22 protein-coding genes are annotated in these 20891 nt (G+C 64.8%); 15 read left to right on the forward strand and 7 right to left on the reverse strand.

Annotated features, from left to right (window positions below; all coding sequences use genetic code 11):
- Nucleotides 1–9 precede the first annotated feature (9 nt).
- Both ptsP and AC3WLM_RS08350 read right to left on the reverse strand, forming a co-directional pair.
- Complete coding sequence (gene ptsP, locus AC3WLM_RS08345) at nucleotides 10–2289, reverse strand: phosphoenolpyruvate--protein phosphotransferase (protein ID WP_193827367.1); 2280 nt, start codon at nucleotides 2287–2289, stop codon at nucleotides 10–12.
- A gap of 148 nt (nucleotides 2290–2437) precedes the next feature.
- A complete protein-coding gene (locus AC3WLM_RS08350) occupies nucleotides 2438–2596 on the reverse strand; it encodes a YdcH family protein (RefSeq protein WP_082013319.1) in 159 nt (52 codons plus the stop codon).
- 234 nt (nucleotides 2597–2830) lie between these two features.
- Between AC3WLM_RS08350 and AC3WLM_RS08355 the strand changes: the two genes are divergently transcribed.
- From AC3WLM_RS08355 to nadA, 6 genes are all read left to right on the forward strand, one after another.
- Nucleotides 2831–3028, forward strand: coding sequence for a YdcH family protein (locus tag AC3WLM_RS08355; protein WP_039333267.1), 198 nt, complete (start codon nucleotides 2831–2833; stop codon nucleotides 3026–3028).
- A 127-nt stretch (nucleotides 3029–3155) separates the two neighbouring features.
- Nucleotides 3156–3641: a DUF1465 family protein gene (locus AC3WLM_RS08360; RefSeq protein WP_492477111.1), complete on the forward strand. Its 486-nt coding sequence runs from the start codon at nucleotides 3156–3158 to the stop codon at nucleotides 3639–3641.
- Between the two features lie 86 nt (nucleotides 3642–3727).
- Nucleotides 3728–4645 (forward strand): MBL fold metallo-hydrolase, encoded by a 918-nt coding sequence (locus AC3WLM_RS08365; protein ID WP_407668269.1) that lies wholly within the window; start codon nucleotides 3728–3730, stop codon nucleotides 4643–4645.
- Entirely contained in the window at nucleotides 4627–5280 is a 654-nt protein-coding gene (locus tag AC3WLM_RS08370) for a DUF4230 domain-containing protein (RefSeq protein WP_492477112.1), read from the forward strand. The genes AC3WLM_RS08365 and AC3WLM_RS08370 overlap by 19 nt, the downstream gene beginning before the upstream one ends.
- Before the next feature lie 112 nt (nucleotides 5281–5392).
- Nucleotides 5393–6124 (forward strand): hypothetical protein, encoded by a 732-nt coding sequence (locus AC3WLM_RS08375; RefSeq protein ID WP_039333263.1) that lies wholly within the window; start codon nucleotides 5393–5395, stop codon nucleotides 6122–6124.
- Between the two features lie 57 nt (nucleotides 6125–6181).
- Nucleotides 6182–7180, forward strand: coding sequence for a quinolinate synthase NadA (gene nadA / locus AC3WLM_RS08380; RefSeq protein WP_039333262.1), 999 nt, complete (start codon nucleotides 6182–6184; stop codon nucleotides 7178–7180).
- A gap of 1 nt (nucleotide 7181) precedes the next feature.
- On the opposite strand, the gene AC3WLM_RS08385 is transcribed toward nadA, so the two are convergent.
- Nucleotides 7182–8075, reverse strand: coding sequence for a DMT family transporter (locus AC3WLM_RS08385; protein WP_492477113.1), 894 nt, complete (start codon nucleotides 8073–8075; stop codon nucleotides 7182–7184).
- 81 nt (nucleotides 8076–8156) lie between these two features.
- On the opposite strand from AC3WLM_RS08385, the gene AC3WLM_RS08390 reads away from it, so the two are divergent.
- Nucleotides 8157–9263 carry an alkene reductase gene (locus AC3WLM_RS08390; protein ID WP_492477114.1) on the forward strand — a complete coding sequence of 369 codons (1107 nt, stop codon included), beginning with the start codon at nucleotides 8157–8159 and terminating at the stop codon, nucleotides 9261–9263.
- 24 nt (nucleotides 9264–9287) lie between these two features.
- Nucleotides 9288–10169, forward strand: a complete 882-nt coding sequence (locus AC3WLM_RS08395; protein ID WP_052242195.1) for an HpcH/HpaI aldolase/citrate lyase family protein — start codon at nucleotides 9288–9290, stop codon at nucleotides 10167–10169.
- Here the strand turns inward: AC3WLM_RS08395 and AC3WLM_RS08400 are convergent.
- On the reverse strand, nucleotides 10152–10466 hold the full coding sequence (locus AC3WLM_RS08400; protein ID WP_039333255.1) for a hypothetical protein: 315 nt from the start codon (nucleotides 10464–10466) through the stop codon (nucleotides 10152–10154). The two genes, AC3WLM_RS08395 and AC3WLM_RS08400, sit on opposite strands and share 18 nt — an antisense overlap.
- Entirely contained in the window at nucleotides 10445–11113 is a 669-nt protein-coding gene (gene lipB, locus AC3WLM_RS08405) for a lipoyl(octanoyl) transferase LipB (protein WP_039333252.1), read from the reverse strand. Before lipB ends, AC3WLM_RS08400 begins: the two co-directional genes overlap by 22 nt.
- A 97-nt stretch (nucleotides 11114–11210) precedes the next feature.
- On the opposite strand from lipB, the gene AC3WLM_RS08410 reads away from it, so the two are divergent.
- The gene (locus tag AC3WLM_RS08410; RefSeq protein ID WP_039333250.1) at nucleotides 11211–12044 is read left to right on the forward strand and encodes a glycerophosphoryl diester phosphodiesterase membrane domain-containing protein; all 834 of its coding nucleotides are present in this window, start codon (nucleotides 11211–11213) and stop codon (nucleotides 12042–12044) included.
- Nucleotides 12045–12048: 4 nt separating this feature from the next.
- Here the strand turns inward: AC3WLM_RS08410 and AC3WLM_RS08415 are convergent, their stop codons facing one another.
- A complete protein-coding gene (locus AC3WLM_RS08415) occupies nucleotides 12049–12675 on the reverse strand; it encodes a class I SAM-dependent methyltransferase (protein WP_039333248.1) in 627 nt (208 codons plus the stop codon).
- A gap of 145 nt (nucleotides 12676–12820) precedes the next feature.
- Here AC3WLM_RS08415 and AC3WLM_RS08420 point away from each other — a divergent pair, with 145 nt between their 5' ends.
- Together AC3WLM_RS08420 and AC3WLM_RS08425 are read left to right on the forward strand one after the other, a co-directional pair.
- Nucleotides 12821–14143, forward strand: a complete 1323-nt coding sequence (locus AC3WLM_RS08420; protein ID WP_492478107.1) for an MFS transporter — start codon at nucleotides 12821–12823, stop codon at nucleotides 14141–14143.
- A gap of 64 nt (nucleotides 14144–14207) precedes the next feature.
- On the forward strand, nucleotides 14208–15710 hold the full coding sequence (locus AC3WLM_RS08425) for a lipopolysaccharide biosynthesis protein (protein WP_492477115.1): 1503 nt from the start codon (nucleotides 14208–14210) through the stop codon (nucleotides 15708–15710).
- Here the strand turns inward: AC3WLM_RS08425 and AC3WLM_RS08430 are convergent, their stop codons facing one another.
- Nucleotides 15711–16643, reverse strand: a complete 933-nt coding sequence (locus AC3WLM_RS08430; RefSeq protein WP_039333244.1) for a CDP-alcohol phosphatidyltransferase family protein — start codon at nucleotides 16641–16643, stop codon at nucleotides 15711–15713. It abuts the gene before it with no gap.
- A 125-nt stretch (nucleotides 16644–16768) separates the two neighbouring features.
- Here AC3WLM_RS08430 and AC3WLM_RS08435 point away from each other — a divergent pair, with 125 nt between their 5' ends.
- The 4 genes from AC3WLM_RS08435 (at nucleotide 16769) to AC3WLM_RS08450 (ending at nucleotide 20841) form a co-directional block, all read left to right on the forward strand.
- A complete protein-coding gene (locus AC3WLM_RS08435) occupies nucleotides 16769–17866 on the forward strand; it encodes a CDP-alcohol phosphatidyltransferase family protein (protein WP_062780414.1) in 1098 nt (365 codons plus the stop codon).
- A gap of 195 nt (nucleotides 17867–18061) precedes the next feature.
- The gene (locus AC3WLM_RS08440) at nucleotides 18062–18784 is read left to right on the forward strand and encodes a phosphocholine cytidylyltransferase family protein (RefSeq protein WP_039333241.1); all 723 of its coding nucleotides are present in this window, start codon (nucleotides 18062–18064) and stop codon (nucleotides 18782–18784) included.
- Nucleotides 18781–19464 carry an HAD family hydrolase gene (locus tag AC3WLM_RS08445; protein ID WP_039333239.1) on the forward strand — a complete coding sequence of 228 codons (684 nt, stop codon included), beginning with the start codon at nucleotides 18781–18783 and terminating at the stop codon, nucleotides 19462–19464. The genes AC3WLM_RS08440 and AC3WLM_RS08445 overlap by 4 nt, the downstream gene beginning before the upstream one ends.
- A gap of 276 nt (nucleotides 19465–19740) precedes the next feature.
- Nucleotides 19741–20841 carry an inositol-3-phosphate synthase gene (locus AC3WLM_RS08450; protein WP_039333237.1) on the forward strand — a complete coding sequence of 367 codons (1101 nt, stop codon included), beginning with the start codon at nucleotides 19741–19743 and terminating at the stop codon, nucleotides 20839–20841.
- Nucleotides 20842–20891: the final 50 nt, after the last annotated feature.

A 20891-nucleotide genomic window follows, 5' to 3' on the forward strand; every position in this document is an offset into this window, starting at 1 on the left:
GCGTCACCCTCAGTCGCACTCGATCCCGCGCGAGGAGGCCCATTCCGCGATCGCAGAACGAAGGTCCTGTGGTGGTTCGGACAGCCAGCCAGCCATCGCCGCGCGAATCTCGTTCACATCGACCTTGCGGACGAGTTCCTTGACCGGCCCGACAGCGGCTGGCGTGATCGAAAGCCGCGTGATGCCAAGGCCGAGCAGGGCGAGCGCCTCCAGCCTGCGGCCACCCATCTCGCCGCACACCGTCACGTCGGTTCCGAACGGCGCCACCGTGTTCACCACGCGACGCAGGAAGCGAAGGATGGCCGGGCTGAGCCAATCGTAGCGTTCGGCAAGCTTGGGATTGGCGCGATCGGCCGCGAACAGGAACTGTGTCAGGTCGTTCGTGCCGATCGACAGGAAGGATAGCTTCGGGGCCAGCAGGTCAAGACACTCGGCCAGTGCCGGGACTTCGAGCATCGCCCCGTAGCGGATCGCCTCGGGCAGGATCTTCTTCTGCTTGCGCAGGAACGCCAATTGACCGTCGAATACGGCCTTGGCGGCATCGAACTCCCATGGTTCGGTGACCATGGGGAACATCACGTTGAGCGTGCGCCCACCTGCCGCTTCCAGCAGGGCGCGTGCCTGCACCTTGAGCAAACCATCGCGTTCGAGCGCCACGCGCAGCGCGCGCCAACCCATTGCCGGGTTCTCTTCGGCCTCGCCGTCGTTGTGGCGCAGGTAGGGCAGCACCTTGTCCCCGCCGATATCAACCGTGCGGAACACCACCGGGCGATCGCCGGCCGAGTCCATCACATCGCGATAGAGCCGGGTCTGGCGTTCGCGCGAAGGCAGAGTTGCGGAAACGAGGAACTGGAACTCGGTGCGGAACAGGCCGATGCCATCCGCGCCGGTAAGGTTGAGCATGGGCGTATCGTCACGCAGCCCTGCGTTCATCAGCACGGCGATGCGCGTGCCGTCGCGGGTGAAAGGCTCGACCTCGCGCATCGTGGCGTAATGGGCCTGCCGTTCGCGGTTTCTGGCAAAGCGCGCTTCGAACGCCTCGATCAGCGTGGGTGCGGGACGGACATCGACCACGCCCTGATCGCCATCCAGCAGCAGGTGATCGCCGTCGCGGACCTTGCCACGCAGCGCCCGCATGCGGCCGACCACCGGTATGCCCATGGCCCGCGCCACGATGACGACGTGCGCGGTGAGCGAGCCTTCCTCGAGAATGACCCCCTTGAGGCGCCGCCGGTCGTATTCGAGGAGTTCGGCAGGGCCGAGATTGCGCGCGATCAGGATGGCATCGCCCTTGAGGCCCATGCTGGCTGCCGTGCCGAGCTGGCCCGAGACGATCCGCAGCAGGCGATTCGACAGATCCTCCAGATCGTGCATGCGATCGGCCAGCAACGGGTCGTCGATCTGGCGCATGCGCATGCGGGTACGCTGCTGGACGCGCTCTATCGCCGCTTCTGCCGTAAGACCTGAATCTATTGCCTCGTTGATCCGGCGCGACCAGCCTTCGTCGTAGGCGAACATGCGGTAGGTCTCGAGCACCTCCTCATGCTCTCCCCCGACGCCGAACTCCGCCTGGCTGGCCATGCGGTCGATCTGTTCGCGCATCTTGTCGAACGCGAGGTAGACCCGCTGGCGTTCAGCCTCGGTATCCTCGGCAACGACATGTTCGATGGTGACGCGCGGCTGGTGATAGACGGCAACCCCGCTGGCCAGCCCCTTCACGAGCGTGAGGCCCTTGATGCGGTCCGGACCGGTGAGGTGGGCCGGGACTCCCAGCGTCTCCTCGTCGTCGATCAGCTCCGCATTGGCGATGAGTTCGGAAAGAACCATCGCCACTGTCTGCAACGCCTCGATCTCGACCTCTTCGTAGCGGCGCGGCTCGACGTGCTGGACCGCAACTACGCCCACCGCGCGTTCGCGCCGGACGATCGGAACGCCGGCAAAGGAGTGGAACTTTTCTTCCCCCGTTTCGGGGCGGAAGGCGAAGTCGGGGTGGGCAGCAGCTTCGGCGAGATTGAGCGTCTCGACATTGCCAGCGATGGTGCCGACAAGGCCCTCACCCACGGCCAGCCGGGTGACGTGGACCGCCGCCTGGTTGAGGCCGCGCGTGGCGAAGAGTTCGAGCATCCCCTCGCGCAGGAGGTAGATCGAACACACTTCTGAATCGAGATTTTCGCCGATGACTTCGACGATCTGGTTCAGCTTGGCCTGGGCACCGGCGCGGGAGGCCATGACCTCGTGCAGCGAAGTCAGGATTTGTCGAGCAGAGGTGACGGCACTGAGCATGAACATGGATTAGCCTAGTGCGTGCGGTTTGGGAATGTTGCGCACAATCGGATGCGAAACCGATGTGGAGCGGATAGCTATTCACGCACGCCTTCACGCAAAAGAGCCGCCCCTTGGGGCGGCTCCGTGCGGTGCCTTGGAAGGCGGCGCGCGATCAGTGAAGGCGCGATAGCTCTTCCTTGATCTTCAGCTTCTTTCTCTTGAGCTGAGCCACCAGCGTATCGTCAGGGAGGGGCCGGGACATTTCCATCTGGATCTGCTTTTCAAGTCCGGCGTGCTTTGTCTGGAGTGCGCTGATGTGCGTCGATTCCATGCTTTTTCCTCCTTAAGGGAAAGCCCCCTTCAGAAAACCGCACGAGGCCATCCCCGTGCGGGGCGGCGCAACCTTTCAGCCGGTTCTTCACGACTCGAACAGGCGGCGCGTTGTCATGCTCCCACATTGGCCGTATCTTGCAAGTCAAACCGCGCCGGAGCGTTGCACTTTACGGGTTATGCCGTAAGTCGCAGAAGCCGACCGGTTCACCGGGTCGAAGGAGTTGGGCGGAACGTGACCGAAGAGGAAATGCGCAAGCGGCTTGCGGCGCTGCGTATCGAACACCGTGACCTCGACGCGGCGATCGACGCGCTCTCGCTCAATGGCGCCCGCGACCAGTTGCAGATCGCCCGCCTCAAGAAGCGCAAATTGCTGCTGAAAGACCAGATCGCGATGATCGAGGACTATCTTATTCCCGATATCATCGCCTAGAATCAGGCACTTGATTCACATGAGGGCGAAAAGCGCGGTGTCCCGTTAAGAAACGTTCACGAAACGGGACAAGCATCCGAGCGTTGTCCTGTTGGCGAAAGCCTGACCACAAGACTATGCGCTATCCATGCCTTTGTTGCCGAGCCTCAACCCGCGTATCATAGACGCCCTTCACGCGCAGGCCCTCGACCTTGCCGATAAGGTGCGCACGCGCTTCGACCGGCTACGCAACGAGACCAACCAGATCGTGGCCCACGACGAGGATCTGCAGCGCGTACAGGTAAGCTGCGAAGCGCTCCGCACGACTACGCGGGTGATGCACTGCCTCGCCTGGCTGCTGAATCACCGCGCCCATTTTGCAGGTGAGCTTTCGGAACTGCAACTGCGCCGCCATGGCCGCCTGATCGCGAACTTTCCGGACAGTGACCCCGAAGTCGTCGCGAATCTGCCACAAGACGTCCAGGCGCTGGTTCATGACAGCCAGCGCCTCTACCAGCGCATTCAGCGTCTCGAACAGGCATGGCGTTCCGAGGCCGTTGCCAATGGCAGTGCCGTGCAACGCCTGCGTGACCGTCTCGCCCGCGCTGTCGAGGATCATCCCAGCGCAGCGTGATCTTGACGACGTCGTGACGTCGCCGCTGGCGATTTGACATGACTTGTGCGGTTGCGCGGCGGCACCGCAGTCCCCATACCCCAGCCATGGCCCAGATGCCCCCGATCCCCGACCGCAGCGAATGGCCCGTCGGCCGCGCCGAACAGCTCGAACCGCTGGTGCGCCGCGTGCTTGCGCCCAACCCCTCGCCTTATACCTTCACCGGCACGCAGACCTACCTCGTCGGCGCCGGCAAGGACGTGGCCGTGATCGATCCCGGCCCTTACGGCATGGACGATGTCGTCGGCTCGGAAAGCCAGGGCCATCTCGACGCGATCCTCGCCGCCGTGGGCGGTGCGAAGGTTGTCGCCATCGTTTGCACCCACACCCATCGCGACCACAGCCCGGCGTCGCGTCCGCTCGCCGAAGCCACCGGCGCCCCGATCATCGGCTGCGCACCGCTGACGATGGAAGATGACGGCCCGCGCGCCGATGCCGCGTTCGATGCCGACTACATGCCCGACCGCGTGCTTGCCGATGGGGAGCGCATTTCGGGCGATGGCTGGACGCTGGAAGCAGTGGCCACGCCCGGGCACACCTCCAACCACCTGTGCTACAGCGTGGTGGAAAGCGGCGCATTGTTCACCGGCGATCATGTCATGGGCTGGTCGACCTCGGTCGTCTCGCCGCCCGATGGCGACATGGCCGCGTACATGGCCAGTCTGCAGAAGCTCCATGACCGCTCCGATCGTGTGCTCTATCCAGCGCACGGGCCGCAGATCGACAACCCGCGCCAGCTGGTGCGCGGGATGCTCGGCCATCGCCGCCAGCGCGAGCGTCAGATCCTGCGCCTGCTCGAGGACGGCGGGCCGCACGCCATTCCCGAGTTCGTCAGCGCCATGTACAAGGGCCTCGATCCTCGGCTCCACGGTGCAGCAGGCCGCTCGGTGCTTGCCCACCTGCTCGATCTGGAACGACAGGGGCGAGTCCGGGTTGAGGATGAGACATGGATGATCCAGGCCTGACCACCCACCCTTCCCCGCAGCAATCCGCGCCCTCCCTCGCGCGGATCTCGCTTTTGCCGTGGGGCCTGTTCCTCGTTGCGCTTGCAGCGGCAGCGTTCTTTGCATGGAGATGGCGGCAACCCGACGATCTTGGCGATCCGCTTGCCACCAGCCTTGTTGCGTTCGAAAAGCAGGACAAGCTGACCGTATTCAGCGCGGAACTCGCTCCCGTCGTGTCGAGCAACGACTCCCGCCTGTTCGGCCTCGTCAATTCCAAGCAGGTCGCGGTAATCCCGGCGCGGATCGACTACACCATCAATCTTGCCCAGGTCGGTCGGGACCGGCTGACCTGGAACGCGGACGCACAGACCCTTTCAGTGCGCCTGCCGCCGCTCACTGTCAGCCGTCCCAATCTTGACGAGGCGCGCGCGCAGTACCTGCGTGACGGCATCTGGATCAGCCGCGATGCACAGGACAAGCTGACTCGCGACAATACCCGCCTTGCCGAGGCGCAGGCGGTCCAGCAGGCGGCCAATCCGGTGCTGATGAACCTTGCGCGGCAAGCTGCCAGGGAAGCCATCGCCCAGAACCTGTCGATCCCGCTGCAGGTGGCAGGCTACGGCAAGGCCAAGGTCGAGGTCACGTTCGACAAGTAGCGGGCGACAAGTAACCGCCAATTCCGCAAAATTGGTTGCAAGTGTGACTGACATCACCGCCAGATCGGACCGAATCACCTAGCGGGCGCGTCGGGACTGGTGGAGACACCTTATGGCAACCGCCGCAATCAATACCGTTTATCCGTACTCGCGCGACCAGCGCTTCTTTACCCGCATGGCCATCGGCATGGCGGTGTTCGTCGTCTTTGCGTTCGGCCAATGGGCCCTGCGCGGGATGGCCTCACCGTCCACCGCACCGGTGTGGGTCCATCTCCACGGTGTGGCGATGCTGTCATGGCTCGGCATGTTCGTGCTGCAGAACCAGCTGGCACTCACCGGCAACATCGCGCTGCACCGCAAGCTCGGTTGGGTGTCGCTCGCCCTGGTCCTGTTCATTGCCGGACTTGGCATGTTCACTGGTCGCATGGCGATCGAACTGCACCGCGTGCCGCCCTTCTTCAGCAACGCCTATTTCCTGGCGCTGACGCACATCGGCACCGCGCTGTTCGCCGCGATGGTCATCGCCGCGATCGCCATGCGCCGCGAAACGCAGTGGCACCGGCGCCTGATGATGGGTGCGATGATCCTGATCCTCGAACCGGCCATCGGCCGCCTCGTGCCCGCGCCGATCCTCGGCCCCGTGCTGACGCCGGTCGTCGAAGGTGCGTTCCAGCTCTTCGCTGTCGGCATCATCGCAATGCATGACCTGCGCGAGACCGGCACGGTGCATCCCGCCACCCGCTTCAGCGCCCTTGCGGTGGTGGTGCTGTTCGGCGTCATCATGGGGCTCGCCGTATTCCCGCCGTTCGTTTCGCTTGCTGAAGGTATTGCGGCAGCGGGCTGAGAACCCTAAGTCCCCTCTCGCCCGGCCGCCTTCCGCCGGTCGAGAGGACTTGATGCGATGACTGCCCAGCCCCTGAATCTTTCCGGCCTCGACCTGCGCGCCGAGATCGACCGCCTGCGCAAGGAGCGCAACGCGGTGATCCTCGGGCACTATTACCAGCGCCCGGAAATTCAGGACATTGCCGATTTCGTGGGCGACAGCCTCGAGCTTTCGCGCAAGGCTGCAGAGACCGATGCCGACGTCATCGCGTTCTGCGGCGTAAAGTTCATGGCCGATACCGCCAAGATCCTGTCTCCTGACAAGATCGTGGTCCTGCCCGACATGGACGCCGGCTGCAGCCTTGAGGATTCGTGCCCGCCCGACAAGTTCAAGGCGTTCCGCGAAGCCCACCCCGATCACATCGCGCTGACCTACATCAACTGCTCGACCGAGGTGAAGGCGCTCTCCGACGTCATCGTCACCTCCTCGAGCGCGGAAACGATCCTCGCCCAGATCCCGCCCGAACAGAAGATCATCTTCGGGCCGGACCGCCACCTCGGCGGCTACCTCAACCGCAAGTTCGGGCGCGACATGCTGCTCTGGCCGGGCGTGTGCATCGTGCACGAGGCGTTCTCGGAAACCGAGCTGCTCAAGCTCAAGGCCCAGCATCCGGGCGCTCCGGTAGCCGGACACCCCGAATGCCCGCCGCACATCATCGACCACTGCGACTACGTGGGCTCGACCAGCGGTATCCTGCAGTTTGCCAAGACCATGCCGGGCGACACGCTGATCGTGGCGACCGAGCCGCACATCATCCACCAGATGGAACTGGCCGTCCCCGACAAGACCTTCATCGGTGCGCCGGGCGCTGACGGCAACTGCAACTGCAACATCTGCCCGTACATGGCGCTCAACACGATGGAGAAGCTCTACCTCGCCCTGCGCGACCTGCAGCCGCGCATCGAGATGGACGAGGGCCTCCGCCTCGCCGCCAAGAAGAGCCTCGACCGCATGCTCGACATGGCCAGCGGCACGGTCGGCCTGGGCGATCTGGGGGCGAAGCCGTTCGGTAGCTGAGCTAGGCGCTCTTTCCCTCGCCCAGCCGTGCCAGTACCAGCGCGGTGCCGACCAGCGCCATGCCGATGGCGTCGGGCAGGGCGAGGGCCTCGCTGAACGAGAGCCACCCGACGAGGACCGAGACGGCCGGTTGCGTGAGCAGGACCAGTCCGATCACCAGCGGCGGGAAATGGCCGAGCGAATAGACCAGCAGGCCCTGGCCGACGATCTGGCTTGCCAGCATCAGGCCGATCAGCGGCCACCAGTTGTGTGCCAGTACCGGCTCACCCATCGCCAGCGCCGTGCCGAGCATGACCGGACAACCGGCAAGGCTTGACCAGAACAGCAGGCTCCACGGGCGAAGACGCTCGCGCACGTTCTGCACCAGCAGGATGTAGACGACGTAGAACAGCCCGGCGAGGATGCAGAACAGGTCTCCGGCCAGGGTGCGCGCATCGATCTCCATCGAGCGGCCCAGCAGCAGCCCGGCCCCGCCCAGCGCCATGGCCACTGCGGCAAATTCGCGCAAGTGAGGGCGGCGGTGCATCGTCACCAGGCCCCACACCATCAGGATCACGCTGCCGGAATTGCCGAAGAGCGTAGCGTTGCCGAGCTTGGTCCGCTCGATCCCGACATGCCAGCTCGCCAGATCGAGCGCGAAGACCACGCCGGCACCGACGATGAACCACCAGTCCTTCGGCGGATAGCCGCGCAGAGGCTCCCTGCTGCGCCATGCAAACAATCCGAGCAACGGCAGCGCCAGTGCCAGCCGCCAGAACCCCGCCGAGACCGGCCCGCTATCGGCAATGCGCACGAACCATGGGCCCAGCGCCAACGCAAGGTTTCCTGTCAGCAGGGCAAGGAAATGCTTGGGACTGGGGCGAAATGACAGGACCGCGTCACTTGAATTCGTCATGAGCGCAGCCTAATCCAGTTGCAAAGAGAAACTTAGAGGGAAACCTGGCGTTTCCCGTCATCTTCGGAAAGGTCCTCTAGCATGCACGAACCGCTGTTCCAGCCCCTGCGCCTTGGCGCGATCGAAGCCCCGAACCGCATCATTATGGCGCCGCTCACCCGCGGTCGCGCTACCGGCGAAGGCGTGCCGACGCCAGTCATGGCCGAATACTACCGGCAACGCGCCAGCGCAGGCCTGATCATTTCCGAAGCCACCGGCATCAGCCGCGAAGGGTCGGGCTGGCCGAGCGCACCGGGCATCTGGTCGGCAGAACAGACCGAGGCTTGGAAGCCGGTGACCGAAGCCGTGCACAAGGCTGGCGGCCGCATCGTGATGCAGCTGTGGCACATGGGCCGCATCGTGCACCCGTATTTCCTGGGAGGCGAGCCGCCGGTTTCAGCCTCGGCCACCCGCGCGCCGGGACAGGCGCACACCCCGGAGGGCAAGAAGGACTTCGCCACGGCGCGGCCCCTGCGCCTCGATGAAATGCCGCGTCTTGTCGATGACTACGGCCTTGCTGCGGAAAACGCGAAGAAGGCCGGCTTCGATGGCGTGCAGCTTCATGCGGCCAATGGCTACCTGATCGACCAGTTCCTGCGCGATGGCACCAACCTGCGCGACGACGATTATGGCGGCAGCCCGCAAAACCGTGTGCGCATCCTGCGCGAAGTGGTCGAGCGCCTGATCGAGGTCTGGGGCAAGAACCTTGTCTCGGTGCGCCTCTCACCCAACGGCGATTCGCAAGGCACTGACGACAGCAACCCGGCGGCGACCTTCGGTGAGGCGGCCCGCGTTCTGCAGGACCTCGGCATCGGGTTCCTCGAACTTCGCCAGCCCGGCCCGGATGGTACCTTCGGCCAGACCGACGTGCCGCAGCAGGACGCGCTGATACGCTCGATCTACACCGGCCCGTTGGTGCTCAACAGCGACTACACACCCGAACAGGCGGCTGCCGACGTCGCCTCGGGTCGGGCCGATGCGATCAGCTTCGGCCGTCCGTTCATCTCCAACCCCGATCTGGTCGAGCGCATCCGTGTCGGAGCGCACATCAATCCGAACAAGGGGGTGCCACAGACATGGTATTTCCCGGGAGAGGTCGGCTATACCGACTATCCTACGCTGGCGGAGGAAACCGCCTCGGCCGAGTAACAAAACCCAATGGAGCAATGCCGCATGCCGCCAAGATCATGGCTCTTCGTTCCCGGTGACAGTGACAAGAAGCTGGGCAAGGCCATGACCACCGGCGCGCATGCGGTGATCGTCGATCTGGAGGATGCGGTCGCCCCTGCGGCCAAGCCACAGGCACGCATCCTCGCTCGCGACTGGCTTGCGATCCACCGCCAGCACGTGACCGAGAACCGCCCGCTGGCGCGCTGGGTGCGCATCAACGCGATCGAGACCGGCCTGTGGCGCGAGGACCTCGCCGTGGTCATGGCTGGCGCGCCCGATGGCGTGATGCTGCCCAAGTGCGAAGGCCCCGACCAGTTCCGCATGGTCGCTGCCGAAATCTACGAACTCGAGCAACGCAACCGCCTGCCCAACGGCGCCACGAAAATCCTGCCATTGGTCAGCGAAACCGCGCGCTCGGCTCTTACCATCCCGTTGTACGTCGACGAGCCCATGCCACGCCTTGCCGGCCTCACCTGGGGCGCTGAGGACCTCTCTGCCGTGCTTGGCGCCAGCCGCAAGCGCGATGCCGCGGGCGCGTGGACGGATGCCTTCCGTTTCATCCGCGCGCAGTGCCTGCTGGTGTCCCATGCCAAGGGGGTGTGGGCAATCGACACGCTTTACGACGATTTCCGTGACGAAGAGGGCACGCGCCGCGCCGCCGAAGCGGCCAAGGCCGATGGTTTCACCGGCATGCTGGCGATCCACCCGTCACAGGTACCGATCATCAACGCCGCCTTTGCCCCCACCGAGGAGGAACTGGCCGAGGCCCACGCCATAGTGGCACTCTTTTCTGCCAATCCCCACGCTGGCACGCTGCAATACAACGGCCGCATGGTCGATCAGCCGCACTTGAGGATGGCGCGGCAGCTACTCGGGATCAGCTGAACCTGCTGCCGGTGCCGCAGCGGCGTCATCGCCTGCAACCGGTGTTTGCGCAGCAGCCTCGCTTGCCGAGGGCGCTGCTGCCTTCTTCTTCTCGGTGTGGACTGGTGCCAGTGGCGGAGATGCGGTGGACGTATCGAGGTTGATCATGTCGTCCGAGATCGTTCCTGGCAGCACCTCTGCACCGGCTGCTGTCGCCGCCTTGTCATCGGCCTTCTTGCCGCAACCGCCCAGCGCGAGCCCCAGTGCAATCGGGAGAAGTGCAATCGGGTGACTAATCAGGCGGCTGATGGCGGGCACGGCGTATCCAGACGTTCGAGAAAACGATCGAGGTGCGAGAGCAGCGCCTCGTCCCACGCTTCCGGTGTAACCTCCTTGCCCAGCGCGGCAAGACTGGTCACGCCGAATTCCTCGATCCCGCAGGGCACGATACCGCCAAAGTGCGAGAGATCGGGCGAGAGATTGACTGAAAATCCGTGCATCGTCACCCATCGGCGGATGCGCACGCCGATGGCACCGATCTTGGCCTCGCGCCTGTCGGCACCATGCGTCCAGATGCCGACTCGCCCTTCGGCTCGCCAAGATTCGACACCGAAATCGGCCAGCGTATCGATCACCCAGCCTTCGAGCGCATGAACAAAACCGCGCACGTCCCGCGCCCGCTTGCGCAGGTCGAGCAGGACATAGCCCACGCGCTGCCCCGGCCCGTGATAGGTGTAACGCCCGCCCCGCCCGGCCTCGACCACCTCGAAGCGCGGATCGAGCAGTTCGTCGGGCGCGGCGCTGGTCCCGGCGGTATAGACCGGCGGATGTTCGAGCAGCCAGATCAGTTCCTGTGCGCCGCCCTCGGCAATCGCGGCATTGCGCCGGGCCATTTCGTCCAGCGCAACGCGATAGGGCACTTGCGCGCTTTCGCACCGGATCTCGATAGTCTCATTTCGGGCCATGGCCTGCGAAATGGCCCAGCGCCGGACGGGTGACAAGAGGCTGGGCACGCAAAACTGACGTTCGACGTGATCGTCCGACGCTGCTATTGCGCACGGCATGACGCCTCGCCCTGACAGCAAACTTGACAGCAGCCTTGCCTGGAAGACCGCCACGCGCCTCGTTGCGACGAACCGCGATGTGTTGATGGCCATTGCCGGCGTATTCTTCCTGCTGCCGGGCCTTGCCTTCTCGATCTTCGTGCCCGAACCGCAGATGGCGCCCGGCACGCCGCCGGGCCGGATGATGGAGATCATGGCCGATGCCTGGACTTCGTCACTGCCCCTGCTGATCATCGTCACGCTGCTGCAGATGGCCGGGACGGTCACCGTGCTCATTGTCATGACCGATCCTGACCGGCCGACCGTTGCCCAGGCCATCGCGCGCGGTTTTCGCGCGCTGGGGCCCTATGTGCTGGCACAGATCATCGTCGGTGGTGCGCTTGGCATGGCGTTCCTCGTGCTGGTGAGCGCGGCCGCGCTGACCGGCGTTCAGGCCATTGGTGCGATCGTCATCCTTGCCGCATTCGTGGCGATGGTCTGGTGCAGCCTGCGCATGGCGCTCGTCGCGCCGGTTCTCGCCATCGAGGGCGAGCGCAACCCGATCCGGGCCCTGCGCCGCTCGTGGGCGCTGACCCAGGGCAATTCGGGCCGCCTGCTGGCCTTCCTCGTGCTTCTCGGCCTGCTCTTTGCGGTGGTCTATGGCCTGGCCATGATGCTGGTCGGCGTCGTCCTGGTGCTGACGACCGGCGGCGAATTGCAGCGCGTGCTGACAGCCGCGGTTTCAAGCGCGATCACCTCGGGCGCGCTGATCTATTTCATCGCGGTGCTGGCGGCGGTCTACCGCCAGCTCGGCGGACCGAACACTTTGGAAATCCGCTCGATCTTCGACTGAAGGGTTATTCCTTCCAGCCCCAGCTGATCACGCAGGGCGGAACGTTGAGCGGCTCGAAGCCCTTGTCGATGCGGCGGAAGAACTGGCCCATCAGATCGCGCGCTCGCGCGGTGTACTGATAGACGAGGAACGCGCCGCCCGGGCGCAGCACGCGATGCGTTGCGCCCATGATCGCAGGGCCGACGCCTTCGGGCAGGTTCGAGAACGGCAGGCCGGAAAGCACGTAGTCGGCATGGTCGAAGCCATGCGCCTTGACGATCTCTTCCACATCGGCAGCCGAACCATGCACGGCGATGAAGCGGCTGTCCCCGATCGTCTTCTGCAGGTAGGCGATGAAATCGGGGTTCGTGTCGATCACGATCAGGCGGCCATCGCGGCGCAGCTTTTCCAGCACCGGACGACAGAAGGTGCCGACACCCGGGCCATATTCCACGAAAAGGCGGCATTCTTCCCAATCGACCACCGAGAGCACGCGCTCGATCGTGCGGTTCGAAGACGGCACGATTGCGCCCACCATGGCGGGGTGCTTGAGGAAGCCCTTGAAGAAAATCCCGGCCGGCCCAGCCAAGCGTTCCACCTTGCGTTTTGCCCGCTGAAGAAGAGGCTCACGCGCCACCTGGGTCGAAGTCATTGCAGGAAATGGTCCTCTGCCGGTCAAGCTTGGCTGAAGCGGGTCGCAAATTTGGCCTGCCATTGCAAGCACCGTTCGCCCGGCCTAGTCAGCATTGGATGAACCAGCCGTGGACAATTTCGATCCCCGCCTTGGGCGTGAAGGCATGAGCGAGGGTGCCATCCGCCTGCCGAAAGAGCGCATGGCCCTGCTTTTTGCGGTCATGCTGGTCACGGCGGCGGGCAATACTGCCATGCAATCGGTCATGCCCTCGATCGGCACGCGCCTTGGCATTGCCGACGTCTGGGTAAGCCTCGCTTATTCCTGGTCGGCGCTGCTCTGGGTGATCATGGCCCCCTACTGGGCGCGCCGGTCCGACCGTCGCGGGCGCAAGGCGATGATGGCCTTGGGGGTTATCGGCTTCATTTCCTCATTCGCCCTGTGCGGGGCGATCCTCCACTTCGGCCTCGATGGCTGGTTCGGCGCGAGCCTGACCATGATCCTGTTTGCCATCGCCCGTTCGCTGTACGGCGGCTTCGGATCGGCCGCGCCACCTGCTGTGCAGGCCTATGTCGCCAGCCGCACCGGCCGTGCCGAGCGGACCAAGGCGCTGTCGCTGGTCGCTTCGAGCTTCGGTCTGGGCACGGTCCTGGGCCCCGCGCTTGCTCCGCTGCTGATCCTGCCCGGCCTCGGGCTGGTCGGCCCTTTTGCCATGTTCGCGCTGTTCGGGGTGATCGTGCTGGTCCTGCTGCGCACGCAACTGCCCGATGACGATCCCCGCTTTGCCGCGCGGGGCGAGGTGATGTCGGCGCCGTTCAGCGCCTCGTCCAATCCTCGCATGGTGGAGGATCATCCCGATGGCAGTCCCGACGAACTGCCCGAAGCGGAGCCGCAGCATCAGGTAATCGACCGTCTGCGCTGGACCGACCGCCGGTTGCGGGCATGGCTTGCGGCAGGTCTGGTGGGCGGACACGCGCAGGCCATGCTGCTTGGCGTCATCGGCTTCCTGCTGCTCGACCGGCTCGGCCTGAGGGGTGATCCCGATGCGGGCGCGGGCCCGGTCGGCCTCGTGCTGATGTGCGGCGCGGTGGCGACCTTGCTCGCGCAGTGGGGGCTGATCCCCATGCTTGGCCTCGGACCCAGAACCTCAACGCTGTGGGGAATGAGCCTGGCCGCTGCCGGCATCGTGCCCGTTGCCATGGGCCGTGACCTTCACACCATAGCAGTCGGTTTTGCCATTGCTTCGATGGGCTTCGGCCTGTTCCGCCCCGGTTTCACCTCGGGCGCCAGCCTTGCCGTTTCGCCGGCCGAACAGGGCCAGTCCGCCGGCATCGTCGCTTCGGTGAACGGCGCGGCCTACATCGCGGCACCCGCCATCGGCGTCTGGCTCTACAACCATTCGCAATGGCTTGCCTGGGGCGTGATGGAAGTTCTGGCGCTCGGCGTCGTGCTGCTGTGCCTTGTCGCCATGAAGCGCGACCCGGCCTGACCGCGCTCCACGCACCCCGGCACCCTTGCGCCAGCGCGCATTTGTCGCCAAGCGCGCGGGCGCAATGACGGCAGACCGGGGCTCACAGACAGTAATCGCGCGCGGCGCGGGATCGAACGCCCTGAGCTTCGTCATCCGCTTCGCCGCGCGCGCATCGTTCCTCTATGTCGGCGCACGGCTCTATGGTGCGGCAAACTACGGCGTGTTCACCATGGCCAGCGCAATGGTCGAACTTGCCGTGCCGATCGCCAGCCTGGGCCTCAAGCGCATGATCTTTCCCTGGCTGGAAGAGACGACGCCGGACAATGCCCGGCGCAGCGCCACCCATGTCCTGCTTGATGCGCTACTGCTTGCCGCGCTTGCCGGAATGGCGGTCTCGGTGCTGCTGGTTCTGGGCGCGCAGGCGCTGCCGGATGGCCTCGTGTCCGAAAGCCTGCGCCTTGCCCTCGCCCTGATAGCCCCTGCCGTGCTCGGCCAGATCACTGGCGATATTGCACTCGCTGCCACGCGCTGGACCCACAAGATGCGCTACGAGGTCATCGCACGCGGTCTTGTCGAACCCTATGTGATGACCGCGGTGGCCTTCGGCGCCTGGTATCTGGGCTTCGAACAGACCGGCATGATCATCGGCTACTGGGCCGGATCGATCGCCCTTGCGCTGTTCTCGCTGTGGGGCGCGCGGCACTGCCTCGGTCCGCTTGGCTTGCGACGCTGGCGTCCGCACCCGTCCGAACTGCTCCGCCGCGTCCGCGCACTGATGCCAGCCAGCGGCAGCGACTTCCTGACCACGCTGGCCCAGCGCATCGACCTTTATCTCGTCGGCTTCCTGCTCGGCGATGCAGCGGTCGGTGTCTATGGTGTGCTGCGACAGCTGCGCACGCCGATCCTGCAGGTACGCCAGGCCTTCGACGGCATCCTCACCCCGCTCACGGCCCGCACCATGATGACCGATGGCGATATCGCCACCGGCAAGGCCACGGCGGCGGCAACGCGCGTGATCCTGACCATCCAGCTTGGCGTGGTCCTGCTGATGGCGGCAACCGGCGAGGCCTTGCTCGATCTGTTCGGCGCCCACTATGCAGGCGGCTATGCCGCGCTGCTGGCGATGGTGCTGGCCGAAACCGTCAACGGCGCATTCGGAGTATCAGAGCTTATCCTCTACTACCGCCGCCCGGCGCTTGCCCTGCAGGTCAACCTGATCCTGATCGTGATTGCCGGGCTCGCCATCCCGCTGCTGACCCCGGAGTACGGCATTCTCGGCGCGGCGCTGGCCATGCTGCTGGCAGCGCTGGTCGCGTCCTACATGCGGCGCCACTGGCTTTCGGGCCTCGGTGTGCGACCCCATCCGTTCCACGCCGCGATTCCCGTGCTTGCAGCGGGAGCGGCAGTGCTGCTGGGCATATGGCTTGGCGGCCTTGCCAGGGGCACGGCTCTTGCCGACGCACATCCCGTCGTGACCAACGCCATGGCGCCGATGATCGCGTTGCTGTTCTATGCAGGCTTCGTGATGGTCTGGCGCAAGGCGCAGCCAGGCGTACTTTCGCTCAACCGCTACCGCATCAACTGATCAGATCCTTGATGCCGTGCGCTTGGCGGCGCGGTTGTGAAGCTGCACCGAGATCAGCAGCAGCAGGTTGAGCACCACCACCTGATAGAAGAAGTAATAGACCGGGCTGCCCGCAATCATGCCCAGCCCCAGCACGATCGCGCGCGGATTGGGGCCCAGCAGCTTGAGGAAATCGAGCAGCGGCTTTTGCTCGCGCGCCACTTCCGCACGGATGGCAGCGAGCCTTGGCTTGTCATCCGCTGCCAGCGCCTGTCGCACTGCTTCGTCGATCTGTCGGGCGTGCGGCGTCATCCCGGCGGCGAGGAACAGGTATCCGCGCGCGATCGGCTCGAACAGGCGCGCGAACAGGGTTTTTTCCCCAAACAGGCCGGCGTTGTTGTCCTTGGCATTGTTCAGCCACGGGACCGCATAGGTCCAGTACTGGTAGAACCGGCGCTGCACCTCGACATGATTGGACTGCACGATGTGGCTGGCGCCTGCGGCGAGAGTCCAGGCCCAGGCCTGCCCGGACCCGATCTGCCGGGTCAGCACGAAGGCAAGCAGCACATAGAGCACGATATGGCTGGCATAGTCGCAGATGCCGTCGACCATCTCGCCAATCGGGCTGGTCCTGCCGGTGATCCGCGCCAGATCGCCGTCGGCACCGTCGACCACGTGCCAGCTCATATGCAGGGCCATGCCCAGCATTGCTCCCATCGGCCAGCCGAGCGCCCATGGGCCGCCGGTCGAATCCATGTTGAAATAGACCACGCCTGCCGCCACGACGAGCAGGCCGCCGAAGACCGAGACCATGTTGGGGGTGAGCGGCGTATGCGCAAGAATCCGCGCCAGCCGCCACGCCAGCGGATGGTAGAGATGGTAGTTCAGCCTGTCCTGCAATTCACGCGGACGCTTGGGCCGCTCGATTGCCCCGGTCCTGTTTCCCGCGTTCACCCTTGCGACCCCTTGAATGCCTTGGCCAGCCAGCAAGTATCCCGACGATGCTGGCTTGGCGCATCAGGTAGCCGTGTCTATAGGCCGTGGAAAGGGCCTGATGGCTCTGGATGAGGCACGCACGCTTGAATACCCCGTTTTCCGTCGCGATTCCGGCAAGTCCCTACCTGCGCCGCCGCATCGGTGGCATCAGCGGCGTGGCACGAGCGGTGATTCTTGCCGATCTCACAGGCGCCAGCGCAATCGTGATTCTCGCCGATTCTCCGGTCGCCGATGACTGGCAGCGCAGTTTCACGATGCGCGCGCGCCCCTTGCCGCAGATCACCTACGCCGCACCGTCTGCGCCGCTGCCATCCGGCACCGCGCTGCTGCCAGCCGATGCGCAGCCCACCAAGGCCGCGCTCGAAGCCCTGCGCGAGGATCCGGCGCTGGTTCTGGTCCGCGGCGATCCACGGCTGATTCGCGCCGAGAGCGACCATGCCACCGTCCTGGCGCTGCTGCGCGCGACGCTGAAGCCCACTGAAGGACCGGTAGGTCGCTGGATCAACCGGCCGATTTCGTTCCGCATGTCCGCGCTGGCGATGAAGTTCGGCCTTGGTCCCGACCCCATCACCTGGTTCACCCTGGCGCTGGCCATGGTGATGGCCGTCATTCTGGGACAGGGCGGCGTGGAATGGCTGGCCCTGGGCGGTTTCCTGTTCCAGGCGGTTTCCGTCACCGATTGCGTCGATGGCGACATTGCCCGCGTCTCGTGGGCGATGAGCCGGCGCGGTGCGCTGCTCGATACCGCCTGCGACATGGTGGCCAATCTCGGCTTCGTGATCGGGCTGATGACCGGCGTCATCCGCACCTATGGCTTGGATTATGGCTGGATTGCCCTGGCCTGCGTGGTGTTGCTGGTCTGCGGCATCGTGGCCATGAGCATCCTTGTCCGTATCGGCCCCAAGCGCGGCAGCTTCGATGTTCTGCGCGCGGCGCTTGAGCGCAGGCTGGAAGGTCGTCCGATCCTGCAGAGCGTGACGCTGACGCTGGAGCGCCTGTTCAAGCGCGACGTCTATGTGCTTGTTGCCTGCGTGTTCTGCCTCCTGGGCCTTGCCTGGGTCCTCCCGGGAATGCTGCTCGGCGGCCTGTGCATCTGGCTTGGCGCAGTGGCCTGGTGCGCGCCGCTGATTGCCGCCGACAGCGAAGGCTTGCTGCTTCCGCCGCACATGCGCCAGCTCTGACCCGGCATTTCCAACTCTCCCGAACTTCCGGGCAACTCCCCGGCAACTCTGGCACAACTTGCAGGTAACCTGGTGCGAACTCGGGCACCCTTTGGTGCTGCAACGCGGCACCAATCAGCCCCACCCCTTGCGCGATGCGCCGCCTTCCCCCAAATTAGCCCAAGCAACGACCGCAACAAGGAACCGTGAGAAAACATGAAAGGTGTTATCCTTGCTGCGGGCCGTGGCAGTCGGCTCGGCGACGCGACCGAGTCCCTGCCCAAGCCGCTGATGGCGGTCGCCTCGCGCACCTGTCTCGATTTCGCGATCGAAGCCCTGCTTGCGGTGGCCGACGACGTGATCGTGGTGACCGGCTATCGCGCGCAGCTGATCGAGGATCACATCGCTGCCGAGTGGCCGGGTGCCCCGGTGCGGACCGTGCGCAACACGCAGCTCGAAGCCGGGAACCTGACCTCGCTGGGTGCGGCGCGGGAGCTCATCGGCGACGCGCCCTTCGTGCTGACCAACGCCGACCACCTCTTCCCCGCCGACATGTACACCCGCCATTTCACCACCGAAGCGGCGGGCGCTACTGTGGCGGTCGCCTGCGAGCGGGAACGGCCGGTCCTGCCCGACGAGATGAAGGTCATTGAGAAGGACGGCGCGCTGCAGGCCATTTCCAAGACCCTGCCGAGGTATGACGGCGCCTATATCGGCACGACGTTCGTACGCGAGTCAGCCCGCGACGCATACTGGGCCGCGTTCGAGAGGGTCCGCGAAACCAAGGACCTCGCCACTGCTTCGGTCGAGATGGTGCTGCATGAACTGGCGCAGGACGAGGCGACCGCCCCGCAGGTGCGCTGGCTCTCCGGCCTCAAGTGGTTCGAAGTCGACACGCCCGAGGACCTCGCCGTGGCCCGCGAAAGCCTGACCGCGTGAGCCAGGAGCAGAATGTCCGCGTTCTGGTGTTCGACCTCGACGGTACGCTGGTGCCGACGATGGAGGACTACGCCGACCGTGCGGCGCAATTGATGGAAGAATCATTCGGCACGCCGTTTGCGCTGGCCCGCCGCTCCTACTTCGCAACCTCGGGCCTGCCATTCGAAAAGCAGTTGCGCCAGCTTTACCCCGGGCAGGACACCGATCCGGTTGCGCAGCGCTTCGAGGACTGGAAGGACGGCTACCTTACCGGGATTGCCATTGCCCCCGACACGGCCGCGCTGCTGCAGCGGTGGCGCGATTCCGGCCTTCTCGTGGTCATCTCCTCGAACAACCTCGAGCAATATGTCGAGCGTCTGGCGAGCGATTGGCCGGTCGATTGCGCTTTGGGCTATCGCGCCCCGTCAATGGATGATCCCGGCTTTGCCAAGGGCGAACCGCACTTCGGAGCGATCGAGGAGCGGTTCGGAATCGACCGCTCCGCCTTCCTGTTCACCGGAGATTCACCGAACGACGCCCACATCGCGGCCGCCGCACGGGTGCGTTTTCGTGCTCTTCTGACCGATGCCTTTGGTCCGGAAGATTTCGAACGGGCGGTTCCGGGCACCCGGACCCTGATGAACCTGGCCGATCTCGGTGACCATATTGCAACGGTTGCCGACGCTGTGACCAGCTTGTGAAGGGCTTCTGGCGAAACGGGCTATCGCTGGCAGCTTTTTTCCGTTAAGGGCGCGGTCCCATCGGAAATTGCTGTGGCTTGCGCGCCCACCCTTTGGTGCAGCGCAGGCGGCACGATTGCGAGCAGGGAGTGGGGATTGCAAGGTCTGCCATGACCGGCGGTTCCCCGCTTCGTCTTGACGGACTGAGGATTCGGCTTGCATTCGATGGCATTTCGGTATTTTGAGGCAGTTTGATTACAGCCGCCGCAGGGCGCCTGTCTGAAGGGATCGTTATTCATGAAGCCAATCAAGGTCGCCGTGATCGGCGTGGGCAACTGCGCTAGCTCGCTGGTGCAGGGTGTAGCCTACTATCGCAACAACAATTCGTCGCAGGGCCTCATCCACGACCGCATTGGCGGCTATGGCGCCGGTGACGTCGATTTCGTGCTCGGCGTCGACGTCGATGCGCGCAAGGTTGGCAAGGACATCGCCGAGGCGATCTTCGCCGCGCCGAACAACACCACCGTGTTCCAGCCCAATGTCCCGATGACCGGCGGCAAGGTGATCATGGGCCGCGTGTCGGACGGCGTTGCCGCGCACATGACCTCGGTCGGCGAAAAGGGCTTCATCGTGGCCGACCAGCCCGAAGCCACCCAGGCCGACATCGTCAAGGCTCTCAAGGAATCGGGCGCCGAAGTTCTCCTGAACTTCCTCCCCGTCGGTTCGCAGGAAGCCACCGAATTCTACATGGAATGCGCGCTTGAAGCCGGCGTCGCCGTCGTCAACTGCATGCCTGTGTTCATCGCTTCGACCCCGGAATGGGAAGCGAAGTTCCGCGAGAAGCGCATCCCCATCGTCGGCGACGACATCAAGGCGCAGGTCGGTGCAACGATCGTTCACCGCGTGCTTTCCAGCCTGTTCGCTGCTCGCGGCGTGAACGTCGAGCGCACCTACCAGCTCAACACCGGTGGCAACACCGACTTCATGAACATGCTCGACCGCCAGCGTCTGGGCAGCAAGAAGGAATCGAAGACCGAGGCCGTGCAGGCAATGCTCGCGACGCGTCTCGAGGACGAGAACATCCACGTTGGTCCTTCGGACTATGTTCCTTGGCAGAAGGACAACAAGCTGTGCTTCATCCGCATGGAAGGCCAGCAGTGGGGCAACGTTCCGATGAACCTGGAACTGCGCCTGTCGGTTGAAGACAGCCCGAACTCGGCTGCTTGCGTGATGGACGCGATCCGCTGCTGCAAGGTCGCGCTCGACCGTGGCGAAGGTGGTGCGCTGATCGGCCCGTCGGCCTACTTCTGCAAGCACCCGCCGCAGCAGTTCAACGACGACGTCGCCGCCCAGATGGTCGACGAATACGCTTCGGTCGAGAAGCTCGCCGCTGAATAAGCGACAGCTTCCCTGACGGATTGAAAGGCCGGCCCGACGTTTCGTCTGGT

Source organism: Novosphingobium sp. FW305-C-30-35 (genome assembly GCF_058783135.1).

Excerpts from the sequence above, each read along its gene's own strand:
- AC3WLM_RS08385 (WP_492477113.1), bottom strand. The coding sequence starts at position 8,075 with ATGACGAATTCAAGTGACGCGGTCCTGTCATTTCGCCCCAGTCCCAAG.
- AC3WLM_RS08350 (WP_082013319.1), bottom strand. The coding sequence starts at position 2,596 with ATGGAATCGACGCACATCAGCGCACTCCAGACAAAGCACGCCGGACTT.
- AC3WLM_RS08450 (WP_039333237.1), top strand. The coding sequence starts at position 19,741 with ATGAAGCCAATCAAGGTCGCCGTGATCGGCGTGGGCAACTGCGCTAGC.
- AC3WLM_RS08425 (WP_492477115.1), top strand. The coding sequence starts at position 14,208 with ATGACGGCAGACCGGGGCTCACAGACAGTAATCGCGCGCGGCGCGGGA.
- AC3WLM_RS08365 (WP_407668269.1), top strand. The coding sequence starts at position 3,728 with ATGGCCCAGATGCCCCCGATCCCCGACCGCAGCGAATGGCCCGTCGGC.
- AC3WLM_RS08360 (WP_492477111.1), top strand. The coding sequence starts at position 3,156 with ATGCCTTTGTTGCCGAGCCTCAACCCGCGTATCATAGACGCCCTTCAC.
- lipB (WP_039333252.1), bottom strand. The coding sequence starts at position 11,113 with ATGGCCCGAAATGAGACTATCGAGATCCGGTGCGAAAGCGCGCAAGTG.
- AC3WLM_RS08410 (WP_039333250.1), top strand. The coding sequence starts at position 11,211 with ATGACGCCTCGCCCTGACAGCAAACTTGACAGCAGCCTTGCCTGGAAG.
- ptsP (WP_193827367.1), bottom strand. The coding sequence starts at position 2,289 with ATGTTCATGCTCAGTGCCGTCACCTCTGCTCGACAAATCCTGACTTCG.
- AC3WLM_RS08370 (WP_492477112.1), top strand. The coding sequence starts at position 4,627 with ATGGATGATCCAGGCCTGACCACCCACCCTTCCCCGCAGCAATCCGCG.
- AC3WLM_RS08420 (WP_492478107.1), top strand. The coding sequence starts at position 12,821 with ATGAGCGAGGGTGCCATCCGCCTGCCGAAAGAGCGCATGGCCCTGCTT.
- AC3WLM_RS08375 (WP_039333263.1), top strand. The coding sequence starts at position 5,393 with ATGGCAACCGCCGCAATCAATACCGTTTATCCGTACTCGCGCGACCAG.
- AC3WLM_RS08415 (WP_039333248.1), bottom strand. The coding sequence starts at position 12,675 with ATGACTTCGACCCAGGTGGCGCGTGAGCCTCTTCTTCAGCGGGCAAAA.
- AC3WLM_RS08390 (WP_492477114.1), top strand. The coding sequence starts at position 8,157 with ATGCACGAACCGCTGTTCCAGCCCCTGCGCCTTGGCGCGATCGAAGCC.
- AC3WLM_RS08395 (WP_052242195.1), top strand. The coding sequence starts at position 9,288 with ATGCCGCCAAGATCATGGCTCTTCGTTCCCGGTGACAGTGACAAGAAG.
- nadA (WP_039333262.1), top strand. The coding sequence starts at position 6,182 with ATGACTGCCCAGCCCCTGAATCTTTCCGGCCTCGACCTGCGCGCCGAG.
- AC3WLM_RS08440 (WP_039333241.1), top strand. The coding sequence starts at position 18,062 with ATGAAAGGTGTTATCCTTGCTGCGGGCCGTGGCAGTCGGCTCGGCGAC.